Source organism: Paraflavisolibacter caeni, assembly GCF_025628885.1.
GTDB lineage: Bacteria > Bacteroidota > Bacteroidia > Chitinophagales > Chitinophagaceae > Flavisolibacter > Flavisolibacter caeni.
The window spans coordinates 186,824-210,692 of the sequence record NZ_JAOTIF010000002.1 but is presented as its reverse complement, the minus strand read 5'-3'; the positions used below and the strand labels follow the sequence as shown (position 1 = coordinate 210,692).

Genomic DNA, 23,869 nt, shown 5'->3' with positions numbered 1-23,869 from the left:
TATGGTCGCCGTCCGTTGGGAGTATTTTATTTTTTACGCATTTTCAGCTGTAACGCTCATACAGCTTTTTTATTACCTATTTTTTTTCCGCCGCCTGGCAGTTTATGAACCAAAGCACAAACTGCAGTCGCAAACGCATGCGGTCTCAGTAATTATTTGTGCGCGGGATGAAGATGAGAATCTTGCCCGTCATCTTCCAGGTGTTTTGCTCCAGGAATATCCAACAACAAACGAAGTCATTGTTGTTAATGATAATTCAGTTGATGATTCAAAATACCTGCTCGCTGATCTGCAAAAAACGTTCCGAAAAATGCAGGTCATTGAATTATCCCAGGAAGCCAAGCTGATTCAAGGAAAAAAGTTTCCGCTTTCGATGGGTATCAAGGAAGCAAAACATGAAGTGATTCTGCTTACAGATGCGGACTGTGTACCAGCTTCCGAAAACTGGCTGCATAAAATGCAGGATATGTTCACCCCGGGCATTGAGGTGGTGCTGGGTTATGGGGCTTACCGCAAATTGCCTGGATTTTTAAATAAGCTGATTCGCTTTGAAACTTTTCACACGGCTTTGCAATATTTCAGTTATGCACTGGCGGGTAAGCCGTACATGGGAGTTGGAAGAAACCTGGCGTACCGTAAGGGCCTTTTCTTCCGTAACAAAGGGTTCTCCTCTATCAATCATATTCCGAGTGGCGATGACGACCTGTTTGTGAATAAAGTAGCCACCAAGGACAATACCGCGATCATGATAGACCCGGAGGCGTTTACGCTTTCTACACCTAAAAAGTCGTGGAAAGACTGGACACGGCAAAAGTCGCGGCACTATACGACCGGCAAATTTTATAAGACGTCCCATAAGTTTTTGCTGGGCCTATATACTTCTTCATTTTTTCTTTTTTACCCGCTGTTCACCTTGTCAGCGATTTTCTTTGACTGGCGCTGGTCGTTGATCCCAATTGGCTTACGTTTGCTGGTAGTTGGCATTATCTGGAAAAAAGCAATGAAGAGATTAGGAGAAGAAGATCTTTTCCGTTGGTTCTGGGTATTGGACATCTGGATGTTTTTCTACTATATCATTTTTGCGCCTTCGCTCTGGAAGAGACCGGCGAAGAGATGGAAGTAAAAGGTACTATTCATGGATATTTTACTAAAGTATTTTTCTGATTTTACGGATAAACAGATGCAGCAGTTTGCAGCACTGGAGGGGTTATATAAAGACTGGAATGAAAAAATAAATGTCATTTCAAGAAAGGATATAGAGGGGCTTTATGAAAAGCATGTGTTGCATTCACTGGCTATAGCTGCAGCTTTTGACTTTCCTAAAGGCATTGAGATCATAGATATAGGAACAGGGGGCGGCTTTCCGGGTATACCACTGGCTATCTTTTTTCCTGAAATCAAATTTCACCTTGTTGACAGCATTGGCAAAAAGCTGAAAGTAGTAGAGGCAATAGCTGATGCCATTGAATTGAAAAATGTCACAACCCAGCATACACGCGCAGAGGAGATCAAAAACCGGAAGTTTGACTTTGCCGTCTCCCGTGCTGTTGCTCCTTTGAAAGACCTGCTAAGGTGGAGCAAACCCTTATTGAAGCATTCAAGGTTTGTCATCAAGAGTTCTGAGGATGAAGAAGAAGTTTACAGATCAGGACTGATTTGCCTGAAAGGTGGGGATCTGGCCCAGGAAATCTCGGAAAGCAATGCCAGGCCAAAAAGCATCGAGATCAATCATTTGTTTGATGAGGAGTATTTTAAGGAGAAGTATTTGCTGTATGTATCATAATAAAAAGAACGGTCCGCCAGAGGCGGACCGTTCTTTTTATGACCAACAATACCATTTACCACTTCAGCTCCAGCCGGTTATTCTTGCGATCCAGGTCTGCCATGCGCTGCGATGGATCAATTTCTACAGAAACGATATCTGTAAGGCGGTGTGTAGTGGATACCTGGTAAGTAGCATGCGTCCACTTCCAGGCATCATATGTTTTGCGTGGTGACTGGCCTTCTTCCGCACTTTTTGATCCAAACATCAAGTACATAGGTACATAATGCCATTCACTGCTCCCGTCTTTAAAGGTAACCTTTACATCGATTGGCATCGGCATTGGCGCTATGCGGCGCAGGCGGATGTTGGTAGCGCCGGATGCTTCCCAAAGGCTATCAATACCATAGTCAATCGTGTTGGTCGTATTTACCCAATACTGTTTATACCAGTCTAAAATGATCCCGCTTTCCTTTTCAGCAATACGCAGAAAATCGTTGGGGTTCGGATGTTTGAATCTCCATTGGCGGTAATACTCCAGGAGTATTTTATCTCGTACCGGAGCTCCAACAATATAGCCTAATTGTTCCAGGAATATAGCACCTTTCCTGTAGGACGCAGTACTATAAGCATAGTTAGTATTGAAGTGATCCGCATGTGTGATCATGGGTTCTTCCTTCCCACTTTTTACAATATTAAAATAAGCAGCATATTCGCCAGCCTGCACATCTTGTTCACCATTCATGTATCCAACAATCCTGTTTTCTGCGAATGTTGCAAAACCTTCATCCATCCAATGGTACAATGATTCATTAGTACCCAGCATGCCTTGGTACCAGCTATGCATCAATTCGTGATAAATCACACCGTCGCCAGGACCACTCACCAGGGTCGCCATAGGGTATTCCATCCCTCCGTCACCACCATGTATAAAGGAATATTGCTGGTAGGGATAGGCTCCAAAATTCTTCTCAATGAATGGAAATGCTTTTTCCATTCTCGGAATAATGGTCTCCCAATCAGCTTTGCGTTTGTCTGTAGCATCATACAGAACATGTATGGTAGTCCTGTTGTTTATCTTTTTAGACAGGTGCACAAATTCGGGATCTGCGGCCCAAACAAAGTCATGCACATTAGGCGCTACGAAATGCCAGCTTAGGTTATTGCCAGCCGGACGAACAACTTTCACCCCCTTGTCTTCATAGCCATATCCAATCGCATTAGGATTTTGCAGATAGCCAGTGCCACCAAGAATATAGGTCTTATCAATATTTATGGTCACGTCAAAATCGCCCCAGACTCCATAAAATTCACGGCCTACATATGGAGTTGGGTGCCATCCCTCATAATCATACTCCACCATTTTAGGATACCATTGACTCATGGAGTAGCGAACGTTGGTCGTTGGGTTGTCACGACCACTGCGGCGTATCTGCAATGGCACCTGCGCTTCCCATTCCATATCAAAGGTTACTTTGGTCTTGGGCAAAATGGGCTTATCAAGTGTTACTTCCAAAATTGTTTCGTAAACGGTTATCTTTTGAGAGCGACCATTCATTTTAATAGAAGCTATTTTCTGGTAGCCGATCTCGTCTTCTTTCAGATTTGCAATCCGATCTCTCACCCTTGTATCCCAGTCCTGGATGATATTACCATTCTTGTCACGGCCTAAAACAATAGTTCCCTGCCTCTGGCTGCGGGCATCCATCATACTTCCCGGCTGAAAAGCATTCCAGTAGAGATGATAAAAAACACGATCTAAAGTATCGGGGGAATTGTTCCAGTACTCCAACTTTTGGATTCCTTTATAGCGGTTGGTTTGAACATTCATATCAATGTTCATTGTGTACTTCACCTTTTGCTGCCAGCGATCAGGTTGAGCAAATAGGCTAAGTGATATTATTAGTGAAAATAGCAGTAGAGCACTCGGGCACAACGTTTTCTTAATCATCATATCTGTGTTCATTTATGAAGCGGTAAATATCGAAAAAATGTGTAAACAAGGAATTTGTTCGATGCTATGAAATCATTGAAAATATGGTTAAGATTCGCTCAAAACAAAAGACCTATAAGGTTTTTAAATCCTTATAGGTCTTCGAATATTGAAAACTTAAAATAAAGAATTACAGGATCATTATATTGTAATCAGTTCTTCCACTAAGCGGCCAGTCTTATTAAAAAAGAGATATTTCTTCTGTAAGTCATTCTTTCCAACTTTAACACGGTATCTTTCTACACCATCAGGACGGTAAACGATCTTAGTTTCAGATATTTGCCAATCAGCATACTTGCTTTTATCAAAGCCATCTTTCACATCTGCAGGAAGCTGCTCAAAGTTCCACACCTTTTCAGTTTCTTTCCAGCGGCCTTTGTTTGTATAACTAGCTTTCATCCTTTCACCATTCAGCGTAAAATGAACTTGTACACTCACAAAATTGTCCTCGTATTTTACACTGTCTGCATCCGGATACTGATGATCAAACGCTTCTTGCACAGCTTCAGGTACTTCACGGATCTGGCCAAACGAAACAGCGTTCAAAAGAAAAAGCAGTAACAATAAAGAAAAAATCCTGCGCATCATAAATTATATTTTGAAATTTCTCTGATCATAAAAAATGCCACTAATCGTCAAGAAAACTATAAACTACACACTTATTCTTTTCCCTGTACAACAATCACAATCTCGCCTTTTACAGTTTTGGAATTAAAATATGCTGCAACTTCTTTTAAAGGCCCCCTTTTATTTTCTTCAAACATTTTCGTCAGCTCACGGCTTACACAACATTGCCTATCATCGCCAAAGTAAAGAGCGAGCTCTTCCAGTGTTTTTACCAGCCGTACCGGTGATTCGTAGAACACCATGGTACGCTCCTCTTCTGCCAGTTGTTTTAATAACGTCTGGCGGCCTTTTTTTATTGGCAAAAATCCTTCAAATACAAAGCGATTGATCGGCAGGCCACTGTTCACCAAAGCGGGAACAAAAGCAGTAGCGCCCGGAAGGCACTCCACTTTAATATCATTCTTCACGCATTCCCGTACCAGTAAAAAAGCAGGGTCGGAAATACCCGGCGTGCCTGCGTCGGTAACAACAGCCATCTTTTTGCCTGCCATCATTTGTTCCACCAAATGTTGCAAAACCTTATGCTCGTTGTGCTGATGGTAAGGCGTCAATGGCTTATTGATCTGGTAATGGGTGAGTAACCGTGATGTAGTACGGGTATCCTCGGCCAGGACAACATCCACCTCTTGCAACACATCCAGTGCCCGAAGGGTGATGTCTTTCAAATTCCCGATAGGTGAAGGAACGAGGTAGAGCATCAATATGAAGTTATTTTAACCTGATACTTATTCAGCGACAGAGACTTCGAAGTATTCCATAACCGGGTTTGCCAACAGTTTTTTGCTAGCTTCTTCGGCTACCTGGCGAGCTTCATCTACTGAAGGGGCCTCTACCTGCAGGGTAATGTTCTTTCCGATGCGTACGTCTTCAATAGCTTTCAAACCCAGGTTGCTCAAGCCACCCATTACAGCTTTTCCCTGAGGATCCAACAACTCTTTCAACGGCATTACCTTCACCTGAACAGTATACTTCATTTTTGTAAAATTTGGCGCAAACCTAAGAAACAATTGCTAATCGTCAATGCAGAATAATGAGTGTTGAATGATAAATAGTTACCAGGTACCGGCATGTGACAACGAGTAACAGATGCTTGCCTCACTCAAAGACTCCATTGCAAAACCGTACGGTGCGACACCATTTGCCAATCCTTTTTTTGTCTTGCATACACACGTACATAACGTACCGCATAGTTGCTGCCCGGAGCGGCTGTTTTCCGTACTACGGTTAAAGTGCCGGTTACAATTGCCAGGTTTGGATGCAATTCTACCGCAGTTGAATCATGTAGCCTTGAAACAAATTGCGTTCCTGGTTTGGCTACGTTCTCCAGCCAGGATGCTTTAGAATCGACATGCCCTGTGCCATGCGTGAACACGAAATCATCGGCATAATATTTTTTAAGGAGACCGGTATTTTTCTGAACAACCCAATGGTCTATCTGACGGTTGAGCGTATCTAATTCATTTTTAAGTGTTGCTGCATCATAGTTGGATTGAGCAGACAGTCCAAAGCAATACATGAGAGCAATAAGAGAGAGTATGCAACTTTTCACAATAGCTATTTTCCGCCAAGATAAGCCGGAAGAGGTAAACAAGAATTGTTTATTCATTGCCGTTCCGGAAATACCCGGATGGTTTTTACAAATCGGCTCAGGTAATATTTATTTAAAGGAGTAATGGTTACGCCATATGCCTTGCCCGATGTAGCATGAATAAATTGTACGCTATCCTTTCCTGAAACGATAATACCCATGTGACCGACTAATTCTTCTGTGCTGTCGGTGCCGGTAAATAGGATCAAGTCGCCCCTTTTTACAGAATCAACTGGTATCACTCTGCCAACATTTGTAAAATCAATAGAGGAACGGGGTACTGCTATTCCAAAGTGATTAAAAACATAAGTAATAAAGCCTGAACAGTCAAACCCTATTTTAGGGTCGGTAGATGCATAATGGTAAGGAGTACCAATCAATGTTTCAGCAAATTCAACCAATTCTTCAGGATGCACATTTTTTGTATCAATAGCTATTGAGGGTGGAAGAACAGCCGTGTCCAGCATTCTGGTGTTGACTTCTACGGCACTGTCTTTAATTTTTGCAGAATCGATAGCAACAGAGTCATCAAGAGTAGAAGAAACGGTGTCTTTGGGTGTCTCTTTTTGATTCAATGAAGTAAAATCACAGGACATATAGAGAATAACAGCCATCAGAAAAAAGGGATATCTATTCATAACTCATTATTTCCCTCCCAATCCATACAATTTTCACGCTAACTTTAGCCCCCAAACCAAGTTTTTTTATGGACTATAGAATTGAAAAAGATACTATGGGTGAGGTAAAAGTGCCAGTTGATGCATATTATGGCGCCCAAACCCAGCGAAGCATCGAAAACTTTAAGATTGCACAAGATATCAACCGGATGCCCAAAGAAATTATCAGGGCGTTTGCGTATTTGAAAAAAGCTGCGGCAATTACTAATACTGAAGCAGGTGTTTTACCCGAAGAAAAAAGTGACCTGATCGGAAAAGTGTGTGATGAGATTTTAGAAGGGAAGCTGGATGAATATTTTCCTCTTGTGGTTTGGCAAACAGGTAGCGGCACCCAAAGCAATATGAATGTAAATGAAGTAATTGCTTACCGTGCACACGTGCTGAGCGGAGGAAAATTATCGGATACTGTAAAAGTCCTGCACCCAAATGATGACGTGAACAAATCACAGTCATCTAATGACACATTCCCAACCGCTATGCATATTGCAGCCTACAAAATGCTGGTTGAGACAACTATTCCTGGCATTGAGAAACTGCGCAATACCCTGGCAGAAAAGAGCAAGCAATACATGAATGTTGTAAAAATTGGCCGTACACACTTCATGGACGCTACGCCTCTGACCGTTGGACAAGAGTTCAGTGGTTATGTGTCTCAACTGGATCACGGCCTCAAAGCGATCAAAAATACCCTGGAACATTTATCAGAACTGGCTTTAGGTGGCACAGCAGTAGGAACCGGCATCAATACCCCTGAAAACTACTCTGAAAATGTAGCAAAACACATTGCTCAACTAACAGGATTGCCTTTTATAACAGCAGAAAACAAATTTGAATCACTGGCTGCCCATGATGCCATTGTTGAAGCGCATGGCGCTTTAAAAACAGTTGCTGTGAGCCTGATGAAAATTGCTAATGACATCCGCATACTGTCTTCCGGTCCCAGGTCAGGTATCGGCGAGCTTTTCATCCCGGACAATGAACCTGGTTCATCTATCATGCCGGGTAAAGTAAACCCAACCCAATGTGAGGCATTGACCATGATTGCCGCCCAGGTGCTGGGTAATGATGTAGCTATCAATGTTGGCGGTTCTATGGGGCATTTTGAATTGAACGTTTTCAAACCTGTCATGATTTACAACTTCCTGCACAGCGCACGCCTGATTGGAGAAGGCTGTGTAAGCTTTAATGATAAATGTGCCGTTGGTATTGAGCCTATCGAAGCAAATATCAAAAAGCATGTGGACAATTCACTGATGCTGGTAACTTCCCTGAATACCAAGATTGGATACTATAAAGCAGCTGAAATTGCACAAAAAGCGCATAAAGAGGGAACAACCCTTAAAGAAATGGCGGTGAAACTGGGATATGTTACACCTGAAGAATTCGACCAGTGGGTAGATCCGAGCAATATGGTCGGAAAACTGAATTAAATGGTCTGAATAACGATTTACTGCTCAGTTTGTTAAAGAGAAGCTAAAAAGCTTCTCTTTTTTATTATAAAAAGTTATTTAAAAAAACTTTATAACTAACTTTCTAAACCTCAAAATTTTACGTATATCTAAAGAGAAAAAGGACTATGAAAAACAAAACAATTTATACGTCTGCACAGACTGAAAAAATAAAGCCTTTAAAAATAGAACTTGTTTACACGGATAGTAAAGAAATAGCTGCCGTACAGGTGTTTACGAAAGGAGGCATGTTCAGCTATAATAGCAGCGGAATGGAATTAGTGCCTGCAGGAGAAAATGCAGATTGGGATGCAAGCTGGTTTGAAAATTATGAATAACTGCAAAATCTTTGATTTGCTTGCACTAAAAAGGAGATGCCCATAGACATCTCCTTTTTTTATTGATCAGAAATTCTGTAAACTATTCGATATTTCCTAACTCATAATTACTGCTTATGTCAGCTTTGGAAGGTTTAGCAGCATGAACTTCCGCCCCGTCCTCCTTTTTGAAGAAACGCTTTTGAAATAACAGCAATATAATAACGCCGATCGAGATGGATGCATCAGCGATATTGAAAATAGGGCTAAAAAACTCAAACTCCTTACCGCCTATGAATGGAATCCAATCAGGATAGGTAGAGTGAATAATAGGGAAGTAGAGCATATCCACAACATGACCATGCAAAAACCCCGCATAGCCCTCCTTAGGAAACATCTTAGCAACATATGAGTACGTGCTGTTCTCGAAGATCATCCCATAAAACATGCTATCGATCAGGTTTCCTAAAGCACCTGCATAGATGAGAGCAGCACAGATTATAAATCCTTTAGAGTATTTCTGTTTTACAATCCTGCCAAGATACCAGGAACCAAAAATTACGGCTGCCAGCCTGAAGAGCGTAAGCAGGGCTTTTCCCCATTCACCTCCAAACTTCCATCCCCACGCCATGCCTTCATTTTCAATAAAGTACAGCTTGAACCAGGATAAACCCAGCACATCAACAATATGACCAAAAGGATAAGTGGTCTTAATCCAGACCTTCAGCGCCTGATCGGCAATGATAATCAATACAATAATTAGTACAGCAGAACGAAGCTTCACTTGAAACAGTTAAGTTGACAAAGATAAGGGTAAGGGCAGCACTTTACTCTTGAAAATAAACCCTTTTTACCCGTTGAGAAACAGAAGTCATGACCTCATAGGGAATTGTACCCATCCATTCCGCCACCTGTTGTACAGGCAGTTCTTTCCCGAATACGATTACCTCATCTCCCTCTTTCACATTTGGAATCCCGGTCACATCAATCATGGTCATATCCATACAAATGGTCCCTATAACAGGGGCCAAGTGGCCGTTTACCCACATTTTTCCTTTTCCATTACTCAACCGGCGGGAATAACCGTCGGCATATCCAATCCGTACTGTTGCTATTATGGCGTCTTCTTTTACTTCTCCCCGGCGATTATAGCTTACTGTCTCACCCTTTTTTACAGTTTTCAATTGTGCTATGGTGGTGCGTAAGGTAGCCACAGGTTGCAGATGTAACCGATGGGTTTCATTCTCTACACCATATAGCCCAATTCCCAGGCGTACCATGTCAAACTGCAGGTCCGGGTGGCGCACGATGGCGGCAGAATTGGCAATATGCTGAATAAAAGAATAAGAAATGTGTTTTTTTACTTCCTGTACAGCTTCCTGGTACCGCCCCGCCTGGAGTGCAGTAAAGGCATCCTGGGCAAAATCTTCACTGGCCGCCAGGTGACTGAACATACTGACAATTTTTAAGTAAGGGGATTTAGCCAGGTAGGCACCAACCTCAGGCATGTCTGAAACCGCAAACCCAAGTCGGTTCATACCCGTTTCTACCTCCAGGTGCACCGGCCAGGCAGACAATCCCTGGTCTTTAATGTACTGTTCAAAAAGATGCAGTTGCTCAAAAGAATAGATAACTGGCTGGAGGTTATAATCAACAATAGATGGTAAAGAAGTTTCATCCGCATTCATGACCATAATAGGCAGGCTAATACCTTCCTTGCGTAAGTCCGCACCTTCATCTGTATAAGCAACTCCCAGGTAAGCTACATTATTATACTGCAGTACGCTGGCAATTTCAGCACCGCCACTCCCATAGGCAAAAGCCTTCACCATTGCCATAAGCTTTGTACCAGGCTTTACGATCTGCTGGTATTGCTTGAGATTATTGACAATAGCATTGAGGTTTATTTCCAAAACAGTCTGATGCACCTTTTGCTGCAGCAATAGAGCGATCCGTTCAAATGCAAATATTCTGGCCCCTTTGACCAGTATTACCTCATCCAGGAAAGAGGACGTACGAAAGTGCTGCACAAAATTGTCTGTGGAAAGATAAAACTGGGCCTGGATCTCACCTTTGAGGTACCTGGGCAAGACTTCCCCGATGTGCTTACCAATGCCGATTACCCTTTTCACCCCGAACTTTTCGAAAGCTCTCGCGATATTTTTATAAAGGATCTCATCACTTTTACCGCTTTCCACAAAGTCGGACAGGATCACAGTGCGTTTTTGAGCTGCGCTCTGCTGCGCTAAAAAATTCAGTGCAATATATAATGAGGTGAGATCAGCACTGTAACTATCATTGATAATGGTACAATGATTAATACCATGCACAAAATGCAAGCGCATATCCACAGCATGTAGTTGGCTAAAACGCTCTTTAATTCTGTCTATGTCAATGTTCAGGTATAATAAAACACAGCAGCAGGTAATGGCATTCTGTACTGAGGCGCCGTCTGTAAAAGGGATAGTAACCTGAAAACCAGAGCCCGAAAACTGTAAATGAATACTCGTTTTTCCTCCCCTCTTTTCTATAGACACTACCTTTAATGTGGCATTTTCGCTGCTTCCCCATGTAAAGAGCTTTGCCGGCAGAGAAATACCAGCGGCATTCTTCTCCTCTAAGATGAGAACTTCAGAATTTGTAAACAGGTTTAGTTTCTCGGATAACTTTTGTTGCAAAGTAGAGAAACCCTCGCTATGCGCTTCACCAATGTTGGTTAAAACTCCAATAGAAGGCTGAATGATCCTTTCAAGGCCGGCCATTTCGCCAGGTTGTGAAATACCTGCTTCAAAAATGGCGAGTGTGTGCGCATCAGCCATCTGCCAGACACTTAAAGGAACGCCAATCTGCGAGTTATAACTTTTAGGGCTTCGAACTATGTTGTATTCGTCATCCAATAGCTGGAACAACCACTCCTTTACAATCGTTTTTCCATTACTCCCGGTAATGCCTATTACCGGCACATGAAAATGCGAACGATGAAAAATGGCTAATTGCTGTAACGCATCCAGACTGCTCTCCACCCTGATCACATTAGATTCAGGCAGGAGCATTAGATCGACATCTTCTTCTACAATGAAATTCCGGATCCCTGTTTTGTAAGCATCCTGCAAAAAAAGGTGCCCATTGCCATGGCTTGTTTTCAATGCAAAAAACAAAGCACTGGCAGGCGACTGGACCTTACGACTGTCGTAAACCAGTTCAGTAATTTCCACATCAGAGAACAGCTGCAGTGGCTTTCCCTTCACTACGTCGCAAATGGTATTGATTGGGTACACTGGAAATTTAAAATGTAGAATGAATAATTAAAATATAAAACCTGGTAACTTATCTATCCTTCAGTCATTTTTTTCAATTCCTGGCGCTCCTTACGCTTTGCCACCCGTACAGAATAAACCATGGAGCCGAAAAGACAGATGACAATAACAGACAGGGAAGCGTAAACCGGTACTTTAATGTGAAATATCTCGATCAGCATTTTAATACCAATAAAGATGAGCACGATCGCAATACCCTGCTGCAGGTACTCGAATTTGTTCACAGCCCCACGCAGCAAAAAGAAGAGCGAGCGAAGACCCAATACAGCAAAAATGTTACTGGTATAGATGACCAACTCTTCCTGGGAAATAGCAAATACTGCAGGTATACTGTCTAAGGCAAATACGATATCAGTGGTAGCCAGCAATACAATGACAACGAACATATTGGTGAAATACCTTTTGCCATCCCTTTTAACGGTAAACTTTCCACTTACATCTTCGTGAACAATTGGTAAAAAACGGTTCAGGAACTTATATACAGGATTGTTGGCAGGGTCGTACTCCTCATCCTGGTTGGCAGAAAAAATTTTAATACCAGTATAAACCAGGAAAGCGCCGAATATATAGAGCAACCAATGGAAACGCTCAACCAATACAATCCCCACAGAAATAAATATGACCCGGAATATAATGGCCATTAAAATACCAATCAATAAAGCTCGTGCATAGTGATCTGCACGGATATTGAAGAAAGTGAATATAAGAATGAACACAAAAATGTTATCTATGCTTAAACTCCACTCCATCAGGTAGGCACTAATGTATTCAAAGGCCATCTTTGATCCTTCCACCCACCACATGAAGCCAAAGAAGGCAAATGCCAGCGAAACCCAAAAAAGTGTTTGATACAAGGCCTTTTTAATGCTTATTTCCGCAGACTTCTTGCTGAGCAGCCCCAAGTCGAGAACCAATGCAACTACTAATACAATTCCAAAAACCAAATACGTTATTTGCTCCTGTGTCATTAAAAAAACTTTATTTAGGTCGCAAAGATACAGGAGCAAAGACCTAACCGGGTTTAAAAAGCTACCAGACCTTACTATACCGGCGCCTGCGTAATTGTTGGTAAATAACACCAAACAATATGATTAAGGCTATAGGGAGTCCAACATTTACAAACTGCCATATAGCTTTTTCATCATCAACCCTCTTGGGATCCAACAAACGGAGGCTGTATTCTTTGGACCGGGTTTGCAAAATATCTGTTGGGTTCACCAAATATTCAAGGCAGTTCAGGAAAAAATCTTTGTTAGCGAAAGTATAACGTGTAAATAAATTCGTACCCATAGGTAAAGGCCCTTCATAAGGACTGACCTGATTCATAGCAATATCTCCATCAGCAACCACGATCATTTTATTGTCATGCTCTGAAACATTTTTAATAGGCATGTTGGCTGCAGCTAAGGAATCAGCCATGGCTTTAGGCACACGTCCGGTGTACAAGGACCGGAACCTGCCCTCCAACAGTAATGCTACGGGAACGTTCTTTTGACGGAATTGCCGTTCATCAGGAGCAATTTGAAGGAATTCAAAATCAATCTTGGCAGGTGCATTAAGCAACCTGGAATTATTAGAGGAGTGCAACAGAAAGGTCTTTCGTACATTGGCAGCCTCCACAGTATCTAATGTTGTTGGAAACATACTGCGCACGCCATCCAGGTTTTTGCTAATAGGATGTTCTGTACCATTTAAAATTGGAAAGAAGGGCCAATCGACCAGTCGTTGCTGTTGAGCCTGTCCTTCACCTCTTACTTGGGGCAGTTTATCGCACTGCATATCCTGTAAAAGGGTCTGATTGATCCGCACCCCATAAGTAAACAACAGGTCTTCTAAATTCAAGCCTCTGTCATATGCAATAAAGCCATTACTCTTATAAAGGCTATCAAATTCAGCATACATATTGTCAATCATCCAAAATACTTTTCCCCCATTGAGAATGTATTGGTCAATTTTCAATTTATCTGCATCACTGAACGGTTGTGTAGGCTTTAAAACAACCAACGCATTGATTTGCGAAGGGATATATGGTACTTGCCTTACATTTAAAGTGTCACAGTTATAATTATTAAATAAAGTACGCACTGCATCATCTACATTATAACCCCAGCCTTCGCCATGACCAAGCGCATAAGCTACTGTTGGCTTTTCTGTAGCTGTGAGCTTTTGAATGTTACTGGCAAAATTGTATTCCAGGGAAGCTTCTACATTATTATATAAAGCTGCCAGTTGCTCTGGCTCTGTACCAAAGGACTTAGCCCCTTTCAGGAAGTCAATACCTGCACTCTGCCCTTTATAATGGACCACGGCCCCATGGATCAATCTCTTGACGGTCAACTCATCACCGACTTTTCCGGGCGCATTCAGATATACAGGAAACAACCCATAGTTATTTAGCAGGGAATCTTCTATTGCTTTGACTTTGGTTCCAGCAGTATCAGTTGCCCCTTCATAAGGATTCACAAAACGGAACTGCAGCCGGTTGCCACCATATTCTTTTGCTTCAAACAAAAACTCACCCACAGCATTCCTGAATTTCCTGGCGACCGAGGGCAGATCATTACCAGCTACCAGCACATCGATCTGAACCGTACTATCAAGACCTGATAATAATTCCTTTGTAGGCTTGCTGAGTGAATACCTATTCTCTTCCGTAAGATCAAATCGTTGATGTAAAAGTGATGCGAGTAAGTTAATTGCAACAAGACCCGCAATCAAAACAATCCACGTTACTTTAGTTGTTGTGCTTTTTTTCATGTTTCGTCTAGACACCCATAAGGTTTTGAAAACTTTACAGGCAGGTTCTTTTATTTATGCTGAAGGTTTTGTTTGGTCACCAATAGAAAGAAAAATATAAGACTTAAAAAATACACCAGGTCCCTTGTATCCAGTACGCCCCGGCTGATACTCTGATAGTGAAAGTCGATCCCTAACATTTCAATATAGTAATCGGCCCCTTTACTAAAGACAGGCAGCTGGCTCAATGCATGGAAACCGAAATATAGCAATACGCAGGCAAGTAAACTGATGATGAATGCCACAACAGCATTGTTGGTAAAGCTACTACTGCATACACCGATGGTTGTAAAAACAGCGGTTAGAAACAACAATCCCAAATAGGAACCAACTGCAGCCCCCGAATCTATGCCCGTTGTGGACGCAAGGTGATTGATGGCAAAATAATAAACAAGTGTGGGCAACAATGCGATGATAGCCACGATGAAGCTTCCCAGGAATTTACCACTAACGATCTGCCAGGCTGATAAAGGACGGGTGCGCAAGACTTCGAATGTACCTCCTTTATATTCATCGGCAAAAGAACGCATAGTGATCGCCGAAGTCAGGAATAGCATCACCCAGGGGGCAAAGCTGAAAAAATCATCTAATGTTGCAAAGCCACTTTCCAATATATTGTTGCGGAAGACAAATAAGACCAAACCGTTCACCAACAAAAAAACCACGATCGCAATATAACCGGTAAGCGAACTAAAAGCCTGTGCTAATTCTTTTTTGCATACTGACCACATGGAAATGTAAAATGTAAAATGTAAAATATTGAATGCAAAGTAAGGGAAGTGAAGCCAAAACCTGGGTTAAAAGAAACCCCGCCATAATGCGGGGTCATATTATTTTACTGTATGGAATGCGGTTACACGGCGAAACTTTCACCACAAGCACAAGTGCGGCTTGCATTCGGATTCTGGAAAAAGAACCCCTTACCGTTCAAACCATCCGAAAAATCCAGTACGGTATTTACCAGGTACAGGAAGCTTTTTAAATCGGTAACTACCTTAATCCCGTTGTTTTCAAACACCTGGTCGGCAGGTTTCAGCTCATTATCAAAATCCATTTTATAGCTTAGACCAGAACAGCCGCCCCCAACAACACTTACTCTTAAGAAATAAGAAGGATCGTTACCGTTACCAACTTCTGCCAGTAATTGTTGTACTCTTTCTTTTGCTTTATCAGTTACTTGTATTGCGTTATCTGTTGCGAACATGATTATTATTTAAAAATTTGAAAATGGTTATTTTCCATTTATGTGATACTCCAGGTCAACTCACCTCTCAATTTATGTACAGTTTTTGAAACTTGTTCAATGGTATAATCGATTTCTTCTTCCATTGTCTTTCTTCCCAAACTAAAACGTAACGAACTATGTGCCAGTTCATCGCTCAGTCCTAATGCTTTTAGAACATACGAAGGTTCTGGTGTTGCAGAAGTGCAGGCCGACCCTGAAGATACAGCAATATTTTTTTGAAGGGCCATCATTAAACCATTGCTATCTACATCTTTAAAGCAAAGGTTAGTAACCTGGGGTAAACGGTTCTGCTTACTTCCATTTACAAAAACTTGCCCCAGGCCCAATAATGCCTGCTCCAGCTGATCGCGCAGTTTGCTAAGGCGCTCTGCCTCCCGGGACATTTCCAGCTGGCAAATTTGGCATGCCTTACCCAAACCGACAATCCCCGGTACATTCAAGGTACCACTGCGTAAACCTTTTTCATGCCCGCCCCCATCCATTTGAGCGGTCAATCTTACCCGCGGACCTTTCCTGCGCACGTATAAAGCGCCTGTTCCCTTTGGACCGTACAGCTTGTGAGCCGTCATTGCCAATAAATCAATGTTGTCATTATCCACATGTACCGGGATTTTACCCACAGCCTGCGTAGCGTCTGTAAAAAACAACACACCATGTTTACGGGCAATGAAACCAATTTCACGTACGGGCATTATGGTGCCAATTTCATTATTGGCGTACATAATTGCAATCAATATCGTCGTAGGCTTGATAGCTGATTCCAGTTTGTTTAAATCCACGAAACCCTCAGGACTTACGGGCAAATAAGTGATTTCCGCACCCAGTTTCTCCAAATGCCTGCAGGTATCAAGGACCGCCTTATGTTCAATGCCGCTGGTAATGATGTGGTTTCCTTTGCCGGCATACATTTCAAAAACACCCTTAATAGCCAGGTTATCGGCTTCAGTAGCCCCCGAAGTAAAAATAATTTCACCGGAACTGGCTCCTATCAAATTTGCAACCTGTTCACGGGCATAATCCACAGCTTCTTTGGCTTTCCAGCCAAAAGCGTGGCTGTGGCTGGCGGCATTGCCAAAATCCCGGGTAAAGAAGGGTAACATAGCCTCTACCACCCTATGATCACAGGGTGTAGTCGAATTATGATCGAGATAAACAGGAAGTTCCAACATGATGATCTTGCCCTTCAGATAGCAAAATTACCCCAAAAACAGTGCAATAAAAGAAGCACAGCTTTTTATGATCGTAATTTTACAATATTACTAAGGTAACGAGCTATCTATTAACAAATATCACCATATCTAAAGGAAAGATGTAGGTATACCATAAGGATGAGAGGGAGGGTTTAAAAAGAAACACTCCACATCCGGAAGATATGGAGTGCCTGGAATAAATTAATGAGCTACATCGAATTATAAGGCAACCTGCTTGGCGACATTCAGATCGCTGTTGTTGCTAACAGATATGATATAATTTCCCTTATTCACGTAAGTCTTGTTAAAAACAATTTGTTGGGAAGCCTGGCTGTAAGCTTGTTGAGTTAATACCTGGCCGCCAAAATTAATCAGCCTTACCACAACAGTACCGGCAACCTGCTTTGAAAAATTAACCATTACATTGTTACCGTTGGCAATAATGGTCACATTATTAGCTGCCACGGATTGGGTTGATTGATTAGTTACATTTTTCACATCAGTATAAGTATACTGGCCATCAGTATCAACCTCTTTGATACGGTAGTAAGCAACTTTGTTTAAAATAGTCTTATCGGTATAAGAGTAGCTCTGAACGTTTGTAGAATTTCCAACAGCTTTTACTGTAGCGATAGTTCTCCAGGTCCTACTATCTTCACTTCGCTCAATGTGAAAAACGCTTGCATTAATCTCCTGGGCTGTTGACCATTGTACCGTAACACCAGTAGAGGCTTTAGACACAATGAAACTGAGGAATTTTACTGGTAAAACCGTAAAATCAGAAGATGATGACCTTCCTGCTAAAAGCTCATATGTTGTGATTGTAGAAACAGAAGGAGATACAAAACCTGATGTTGCCGTACTTGTGGTAGCAGTTGAAATATCTGCTAATGCTGGACCAGCAATGTCGCCAACCTGGCCATTATACTTTTCAGATCCACCAATAGTGATTTTATCAGCAGGATTACCTTTAGAGGAAACAATTGCAGCCGTACTGCTGGAAAGGTAAATAGCACTTCCTGATCCCAAGATTAATTTTCCATTTGTTAAATCCACAGTACCATCTACAATGATGGTTATATTATTAGGAGCCACATTAATATTCTTGGCAACTATCAATGTATAATTCGCTGGAACGATCAATACATCACCATCAGCAGGAACAACAGATGGCAACCATGAGTTTGCTGTGGAAAAATCGCCGTTGTTAACAACAAGTTTCTTTGTACCAGCGAAAGCTACGAAGAAAAGAAGGGATGAAAGTATAAGCAGGTAGATGTGTTTCATGGTACAGATTTTAAAATTTCACTTAACCAAGCTAAATATTCGAACTAGTGTTTTCTAAGGGATTTTTCTTATTTAGCCTCAGCAAATATAGGGAGTCAATTTATTCCAGAATAGTATTTTTACTATTTTCTCGACGAATCGCGCAAATTACTGGCCACCAAAAGATACTAACATTAATGACCAAACGCTTATACATAACATATACGACTAATAGCAGCATTACTACTGGATGAAAACCAATTGGAAAGGCGGGAAATATCGGAAAAATACCCATCACTTAGCAATCATATTATAGTAAGCAAACTAAACAATACCCTTAGTTCACTTATCAATAATCCTAAGCATTTTTTACTATCTTCTTACTTAGTTATAAATAACCTGTAAAATATTTGCGATTTCAGGATAACAGGAAAGGTTGAGGAGGGTAAACGGATGCGGAAATTACACCAGGAGAAGTATTACTGGTGATACGACAAACTTGTTGATTGCTTATTATTCTGTATTGCCGGGAGAGTCAGAACTGGCGATACCCAATTTTTCAACTGCCAGTTGCGCAGCGATTTGAGAAGCATCTTTTTTATTGAAGGCTTTGCCCTGGGCAATCGTTTTTCCATTGACAACAGCTGCAATAGTAAACAGGCGTCGGCCATTTTCAAGGTGCTCGTTTACAGTTTCAAATTCCAGGACCTTGCCATTTTTATTTGCCCAGCCATAAAGCTTGTTTTTGTGGTTGATCTCCAAAACCTCCAGGTCGTCAACAAACATATGCGGCATGATCATGCGCTCACTTACCCATTTGCTTGTTTTCTTGAACCCTTTATCGAGGTAAATGGCTCCAACCAGGGCTTCTAACGTATTGCCAAAGATCTGACTGACCTTTAATGCCACATCAGATTTATTGAATACAGTTATTTTCTTCAAGCCCATTTTGATTGCAATGTCATTCAGCTGCTGCCTGTTGACCATTTTGCTGCGCATTTCGGTCAGGAAGCCCTCTTCTTTATAGGGGTAACGCTTAAAAAGATAATCGGCAATGATGGCGCTGAGTACAGCATCGCCTAAATATTCTAGCCGTTCATTGTTTTCGTGGCTGGAATCTTTCACTGAACGGTGCGTTAATGCGATTTTATAAAGTGTAATATTCCCTGGGGTATAACCCAGAACGGCTTTCAACTGATTGTTGAAAGCCGAACCAGAATGTTTTTTAAATAGAGATGCCCAAAAGGCCAAAGCCCGCTTTCTCAAGGTCTGATATATAATTTAATATCTGAAATTAAGCAGAAAATTTCTTAAATATCATACAGGCATTATGGCCTCCAAATCCGAAGGTATTACTCAGGGCAGCATTAACAGTGCGATGTTGCGCCTCGTGGAAAGTAAAATTAAGTTTGGAGTCCAGTTCAGGGTCGTCTGTAAAGTGATTGATAGTTGGAGGCACCACGTCGTTTTGAACACTCATGATACAAGCAATTGCTTCAATAACGCCAGCGGCTCCAAGGCAATGCCCAGTCATAGATTTTGTAGAACTGATGTTCAATTTGTAGGCATGTTCGCCAAAAACGTCCAAAATAGCCTTTACCTCAGCGATATCACCCAACGGTGTTGACGTACCATGGGTATTGATATAATCGATATCAGAAGGCTGCATTCCAGCATCTTCCAATGCCTGGTTCATCACATTTTTTGCGCCCAGTCCTTCAGGATGCGGAGCTGTAATGTGGTGAGCATCAGCAGTAGCGCCGGCACCAGCAACTTCACAGTAAATTTTTGCGCCACGCTTTAAAGCATGCTCCAGCTCTTCAAAAACCAATACACCGGCAGCTTCGCCCATTACAAAGCCATCGCGGTCTTTGTCGTAAGGCCTGGAAGCCGTTTTTGGATCATCATTACGCTCGCTCAAGGCTTTCATGGCATTAAAACCACCCACGCCGGCCTCTTTTACTACACTTTCGGAGCCTCCCGTAATAATAATATCCGCTTTGCCTAAACGAATCAGGTTGAAAGCTTCCATCATCGCATTGGTAGACGAAGCACAAGCACTTACCACCGAGAAGTTAGGTCCACGGAAACCATGACGCATAGAAATATGCCCGGCGGCAATATCAAGGATCATTTTTGGAATAAAGAAGGGATTGAAACGAGGTGTTCCATCTCCTTTGGCAAAGTTTGTTACCTCTTCCTGGAAAGTAATCAAACCGCCTATGCCACTGGCAAACACTACACCTACCCTGTCCATATTGGCGTTTTCGGCTGTAATACCAGCATCTTGGACAGCCTGGTCGCTGGCTACAACAGCCGTTTGGGCAAAACGGTCCAGTTTTCTGGCTTCCTTACGATCAATGAAATCGGTAGGGTCGAAATTTTTTATTTCGCAGGCGAACCTTGTTTTAAACTTGGATGCGTCGAACTGCGTAATAAAATCGGCTCCGCTTACTCCATTACGTAAGTTGTTCCAGTATTCAGTAGTTGAATTTCCCAATGGCGTTAAAGCCCCTATTCCAGTTACTACTATGCGTTTTAATTGCATATTTATTGGCCTGCTCTTGAATTGATGAAAGATAAAACCGCCTTTGCTGCAGTAACAGTCAAAGGCGGGTAAGCTTTTATTCCGTTAAAAGGACGAACGATTTTAATATTATTTATTTGGCGTGTTCTTCCAAATAAGTAACAGCTTGTCCAACTGTAGTAATTGTTTCTGCCTGCTCGTCAGGAATAGAGATGTTGAATTCCTTTTCAAATTCCATAATCAGTTCAACGGTGTCCAAAGAATCGGCACCTAAGTCGTTGGTAAAAGAAGCCTCATTAGTTACTTCCGCTTCATCAACTCCCAGTTTGTCTACAATGATCTTTTTTACTCTTGCTGCAATGTCTGACATTTTTGTAAATATTTGGTTATTGGTTATTGTGGTGCAAAAATAGAAGTTTTTGATATAAAACAAATTTCAGGCGAAAATGTTAGAAATGATTTTCGACATGTTCTAAAAACTAACAAGGAAATTCAATTTTTTTGAATGCAGGATATTTGTATCTTGGAAACGTTCAACAGAATAGCAATGGCATTGAAAATAATTGATTACGGAACTGAAGAATACCGGCAAATGCTAAAGTTGCGGGAGGATATCCTCCGTCAACCCCTTGGACTCCATCTCTCCCAGGAAGAATTGGAAAAAGAAAGGGATAATTTATTGATGGCGGCTTTTGACGACGATAAAATGCTGGCTTGTTGCATGCTTGTTGAAGAAGACCCGCAAACAGTGCGGCTTAGACAGATGGCCGTGCTCAATGATTTACAAGGGCAGGGGATCGGAAAGGCCCTGATGCAGTTTGCGGAAAATGTAGCCAGGGACAGGGGATACCAAAAAATAACTATGCATGCCCGCAAAAATGCCACTGGCTTTTATGAAAAAATGGGCTATAGAGTGATCGGCGATGAATTTATTGAAATCACGATCCCCCATTATGTGATGGAAAAAAGCCTGTTTACAAATGAAATGTAACCCGGTTACCGCCTATTTACCTGTTACCGCCTATTTACCTTTTGATCTTTTCTTTCAATAGTTGTCTCATTTCATAGACTTCATCCTTGCTGGAGAATCCATTCTTGGGAACCAGGAAAAAAGAACGGGTGTCAAAATACAAATGAAAAAAGTGAGGGGTCTCTATAAAAGTTTTTAAAGCTTCCCAGGGCCAGGAACGGGATCCTCTTTCATTACCAACAGAAAAGGAATATTGCTCAAATTTCATGGTGAAGTGATCTTTAAAAGTAGCCGTACGGCGATAAACTGATCCTGGCAACAAAAACCAGAATGTAATCATCAGGAAGAACCACAGGGCCGAGCTTGTAAGGAAAGCCATTGGAGTGATCTTTTCAAAATAATACAAGGCCGCAGAGAAGAATGCAAAAACATTCACTACAATAATCATGATCCGTATTTCTGGACGTGAAAGGAAGTGATAGCGCAATGCCTGTAGCACCTGTTTTTTATTGTACTGAAAGTGAATGACCATAACGCAAATTAGCAAATCCCGCGGAACGGGACCCAATATACTCCATGCCCCGGGCTTCCCGCATTTAACTCGGGATTCATTATTTTAATAGGGCAGAAAGAATCTTCCTTCACGTTTACCCAACTAATAAACCTCTTCATCTTCTAAAGTTTTACTGGAGGATGAAAACAACTTTGAGGTTGAAACTCCAGCAAGTTGGATTGCCAAAAACTTGCCAGGGCCAACAGGATCAAAGATCCTCTTCTCTTTCCAGCATGAGAATGGCGCTTTGGGGAACAATGAAGTATTTTTCTTCCTGGTACATGATTTCTGTAGCGCCGCTGAGCAGGAAAATAGCGAGGTCTCCTTCATGAGCCTGTAGAGGAAGATATCGTACCTGTTCTTCTGTGCTTTTCCACGGCTCATCTTCCGGAGGTAACGGAATAGCATAACCGGGTCCTGTTTTGATGACATAACCTTGCTGTACCTTTTCTTTTTCCTGGACGCCGGGGGGCAGATATAAGCCGCTTTCAGTTTTCTCATTTGGGCGTGTAGGGCGAATCAATACCCTATCGCCAATAATGATGAGTTTCTTTAATTTGTTATCAGGAGTAATATGCATGATATATTGTATTATATCTAAAATGTAAAATTATCAGGCTTAAGCAGTCCCAAATTTTGAACCACTAAGTTCCATAGTTACAAAAGGCTATTGCAGAATTTCAAACTGCTTCAAGCTGCAAATGTAGAGAGCGTGGAAGAATTTTTGCATACACTGAAATGAAGGGTTGTATGTGTTAAACCAAATGCGTTAATTTTATTCCTACAAAAAACATAAATCATGGACGGTAAGAAACCCAAAATTTTGTTGTGCGAAGATGATCCGAACTTAGGCTCTGTTCTGAAGAATTATCTGGAATTAAATGATTATGATGTTACTCTTGAACGCGATGGTCGCTTAGGGCTTGCTGCGTTTCAACGTGAAAAGTTTGATTTGTGTCTGCTTGATGTGATGATGCCGAATATGGATGGGTTTACATTAGCTGAAGAAATTCGCGATGTTGACCCGGACATTCCACTTTTCTTCCTGAGTGCCAAAACCATGAAAGAAGATATTATTCAGGGTTATAAGTTGGGCGCTGATGACTACATTACCAAACCATTTGACAGCGAGGTGTTGCTGCATAAAATAAAGGCCATTTTAAAACGCAATGAAGAGTTGAACAAGGAGGCTGAAAGCCGTGAGTTCGATATGGCTTCATATCATTTCAATCCTAAGCTGCGCGAATTGTCGCACAACGGTAAAACGCAAACGCTTTCACCTAAGGAAAACGAGTTGCTGAAAATGCTTGCTGAACATATGAATGATTTGCTTCCCCGCGAACAGGCTTTGAAAAAGATATGGGGTAGCGATACTTACTTTAATGGAAGAAGCATGGATGTGTATATTGCCAAGCTTCGGAAATATTTAAAGGATGATCCCAATATTGAGATTGTGAACATACATGGCAACGGGTTCAGGTTAGTGGTGCAAGAATAGCCACCACTGTGTATATAGAAGAAAGGATGTTTTATTTTATTAATGCAAGAATTTCTTCGAATAGATTGTTTTAAAGGATTGGGGTTTACCTGAT

Annotated in this window: 25 protein-coding genes; 6 read left to right on the top strand and 19 right to left on the bottom strand. The window is 41.7% G+C overall.

Annotation, left to right across the window (positions count from 1 at the left end; genetic code table 11):
* The first annotated feature begins 1 nt into the window (after nt 1).
* Nucleotides 2–1,123, top strand: coding sequence for a glycosyltransferase (locus OCK74_RS05015; protein WP_279295910.1), 1,122 nt, complete (start codon nt 2–4; stop codon nt 1,121–1,123).
* A gap of 12 nt (nt 1,124–1,135) precedes the next feature.
* Nucleotides 1,136–1,783, top strand: coding sequence for a 16S rRNA (guanine(527)-N(7))-methyltransferase RsmG (gene rsmG / locus OCK74_RS05010; protein WP_279295909.1), 648 nt, complete (start codon nt 1,136–1,138; stop codon nt 1,781–1,783).
* Nucleotides 1,784–1,838: 55 nt separating this feature from the next.
* Here the strand turns inward: rsmG and OCK74_RS05005 are convergent, their stop codons facing one another.
* The 6 genes from OCK74_RS05005 to OCK74_RS04980 all read right to left on the bottom strand — a co-directional run bounded on the left by OCK74_RS05005 (nt 1,839) and on the right by OCK74_RS04980 (nt 6,608).
* Nucleotides 1,839–3,716 carry a M1 family metallopeptidase gene (locus OCK74_RS05005; protein ID WP_279295908.1) on the bottom strand — a complete coding sequence of 626 codons (1,878 nt, stop codon included), beginning with the start codon at nt 3,714–3,716 and terminating at the stop codon, nt 1,839–1,841.
* 180 nt (nt 3,717–3,896) lie between these two features.
* On the bottom strand, nt 3,897–4,343 hold the full coding sequence (locus tag OCK74_RS05000) for a PepSY-like domain-containing protein (RefSeq protein WP_279295907.1): 447 nt from the start codon (nt 4,341–4,343) through the stop codon (nt 3,897–3,899).
* Between the two features lie 71 nt (nt 4,344–4,414).
* Nucleotides 4,415–5,080: a 16S rRNA (cytidine(1402)-2'-O)-methyltransferase gene (rsmI, locus tag OCK74_RS04995; RefSeq protein ID WP_279295906.1), complete on the bottom strand. Its 666-nt coding sequence runs from the start codon at nt 5,078–5,080 to the stop codon at nt 4,415–4,417.
* 27 nt (nt 5,081–5,107) lie between these two features.
* Nucleotides 5,108–5,356 (bottom strand): phosphoribosylformylglycinamidine synthase subunit PurS, encoded by a 249-nt coding sequence (purS, locus tag OCK74_RS04990; RefSeq protein WP_279295905.1) that lies wholly within the window; start codon nt 5,354–5,356, stop codon nt 5,108–5,110.
* A 125-nt stretch (nt 5,357–5,481) separates the two neighbouring features.
* Nucleotides 5,482–5,931, bottom strand: coding sequence for a nuclear transport factor 2 family protein (locus tag OCK74_RS04985; RefSeq protein ID WP_279295904.1), 450 nt, complete (start codon nt 5,929–5,931; stop codon nt 5,482–5,484).
* A 53-nt stretch (nt 5,932–5,984) separates the two neighbouring features.
* Nucleotides 5,985–6,608, bottom strand: coding sequence for a C40 family peptidase (locus OCK74_RS04980; RefSeq protein WP_279295903.1), 624 nt, complete (start codon nt 6,606–6,608; stop codon nt 5,985–5,987).
* 68 nt (nt 6,609–6,676) lie between these two features.
* Here OCK74_RS04980 and fumC point away from each other — a divergent pair, with 68 nt between their 5' ends.
* On the top strand, nt 6,677–8,077 hold the full coding sequence (gene fumC, locus OCK74_RS04975) for a class II fumarate hydratase (RefSeq protein WP_279295902.1): 1,401 nt from the start codon (nt 6,677–6,679) through the stop codon (nt 8,075–8,077).
* Nucleotides 8,078–8,223: 146 nt separating this feature from the next.
* A complete protein-coding gene (locus OCK74_RS04970) occupies nt 8,224–8,433 on the top strand; it encodes a hypothetical protein (RefSeq protein WP_279295901.1) in 210 nt (69 codons plus the stop codon).
* An 82-nt stretch (nt 8,434–8,515) separates the two neighbouring features.
* Here OCK74_RS04970 and OCK74_RS04965 read toward each other — a convergent pair whose 3' ends face one another.
* The 11 genes from OCK74_RS04965 to OCK74_RS04915 form a co-directional block, all read right to left on the bottom strand.
* Complete coding sequence (locus OCK74_RS04965; protein ID WP_279295900.1) at nt 8,516–9,196, bottom strand: lipoprotein signal peptidase; 681 nt, start codon at nt 9,194–9,196, stop codon at nt 8,516–8,518.
* Between the two features lie 43 nt (nt 9,197–9,239).
* Nucleotides 9,240–11,690: a bifunctional UDP-N-acetylmuramoyl-tripeptide:D-alanyl-D-alanine ligase/alanine racemase gene (locus tag OCK74_RS04960; protein WP_279295899.1), complete on the bottom strand. Its 2,451-nt coding sequence runs from the start codon at nt 11,688–11,690 to the stop codon at nt 9,240–9,242.
* A gap of 53 nt (nt 11,691–11,743) precedes the next feature.
* On the bottom strand, nt 11,744–12,697 hold the full coding sequence (locus OCK74_RS04955) for a TerC/Alx family metal homeostasis membrane protein (RefSeq protein ID WP_279295898.1): 954 nt from the start codon (nt 12,695–12,697) through the stop codon (nt 11,744–11,746).
* A gap of 61 nt (nt 12,698–12,758) precedes the next feature.
* Complete coding sequence (gene gldG, locus OCK74_RS04950; protein WP_279295897.1) at nt 12,759–14,501, bottom strand: gliding motility-associated ABC transporter substrate-binding protein GldG; 1,743 nt, start codon at nt 14,499–14,501, stop codon at nt 12,759–12,761.
* A 35-nt stretch (nt 14,502–14,536) separates the two neighbouring features.
* A complete protein-coding gene (gldF, locus tag OCK74_RS04945; protein WP_279295896.1) occupies nt 14,537–15,256 on the bottom strand; it encodes a gliding motility-associated ABC transporter permease subunit GldF in 720 nt (239 codons plus the stop codon).
* A 122-nt stretch (nt 15,257–15,378) separates the two neighbouring features.
* The gene (locus OCK74_RS04940) at nt 15,379–15,729 is read right to left on the bottom strand and encodes a HesB/IscA family protein (RefSeq protein WP_279295895.1); all 351 of its coding nucleotides are present in this window, start codon (nt 15,727–15,729) and stop codon (nt 15,379–15,381) included.
* Nucleotides 15,730–15,767: 38 nt separating this feature from the next.
* Entirely contained in the window at nt 15,768–16,940 is a 1,173-nt protein-coding gene (locus OCK74_RS04935) for an IscS subfamily cysteine desulfurase (RefSeq protein WP_279295894.1), read from the bottom strand.
* A gap of 240 nt (nt 16,941–17,180) precedes the next feature.
* The gene (locus OCK74_RS04930; RefSeq protein ID WP_279295893.1) at nt 17,181–18,248 is read right to left on the bottom strand and encodes a hypothetical protein; all 1,068 of its coding nucleotides are present in this window, start codon (nt 18,246–18,248) and stop codon (nt 17,181–17,183) included.
* Nucleotides 18,249–18,740: 492 nt separating this feature from the next.
* Entirely contained in the window at nt 18,741–19,493 is a 753-nt protein-coding gene (gene rnc, locus OCK74_RS04925) for a ribonuclease III (RefSeq protein WP_279295892.1), read from the bottom strand.
* Nucleotides 19,494–19,521: 28 nt separating this feature from the next.
* Complete coding sequence (gene fabF, locus OCK74_RS04920; protein ID WP_279295891.1) at nt 19,522–20,775, bottom strand: beta-ketoacyl-ACP synthase II; 1,254 nt, start codon at nt 20,773–20,775, stop codon at nt 19,522–19,524.
* A 112-nt stretch (nt 20,776–20,887) separates the two neighbouring features.
* Complete coding sequence (locus OCK74_RS04915; RefSeq protein WP_279295890.1) at nt 20,888–21,124, bottom strand: acyl carrier protein; 237 nt, start codon at nt 21,122–21,124, stop codon at nt 20,888–20,890.
* A 177-nt stretch (nt 21,125–21,301) separates the two neighbouring features.
* Here OCK74_RS04915 and OCK74_RS04910 point away from each other — a divergent pair, with 177 nt between their 5' ends.
* Nucleotides 21,302–21,745, top strand: a complete 444-nt coding sequence (locus OCK74_RS04910; RefSeq protein WP_279295889.1) for a GNAT family N-acetyltransferase — start codon at nt 21,302–21,304, stop codon at nt 21,743–21,745.
* 34 nt (nt 21,746–21,779) lie between these two features.
* Here the strand turns inward: OCK74_RS04910 and OCK74_RS04905 are convergent, their stop codons facing one another.
* Both OCK74_RS04905 and OCK74_RS04900 read right to left on the bottom strand, forming a co-directional pair.
* Nucleotides 21,780–22,256: a YcxB family protein gene (locus OCK74_RS04905; RefSeq protein ID WP_279295888.1), complete on the bottom strand. Its 477-nt coding sequence runs from the start codon at nt 22,254–22,256 to the stop codon at nt 21,780–21,782.
* A gap of 229 nt (nt 22,257–22,485) precedes the next feature.
* Nucleotides 22,486–22,857: a co-chaperone GroES gene (locus OCK74_RS04900; protein WP_279295887.1), complete on the bottom strand. Its 372-nt coding sequence runs from the start codon at nt 22,855–22,857 to the stop codon at nt 22,486–22,488.
* A gap of 219 nt (nt 22,858–23,076) precedes the next feature.
* On the opposite strand from OCK74_RS04900, the gene OCK74_RS04895 reads away from it, so the two are divergent.
* Nucleotides 23,077–23,775 (top strand): response regulator transcription factor, encoded by a 699-nt coding sequence (locus tag OCK74_RS04895; RefSeq protein WP_279295886.1) that lies wholly within the window; start codon nt 23,077–23,079, stop codon nt 23,773–23,775.
* The last annotated feature ends 94 nt before the right edge of the window (nt 23,776–23,869 follow it).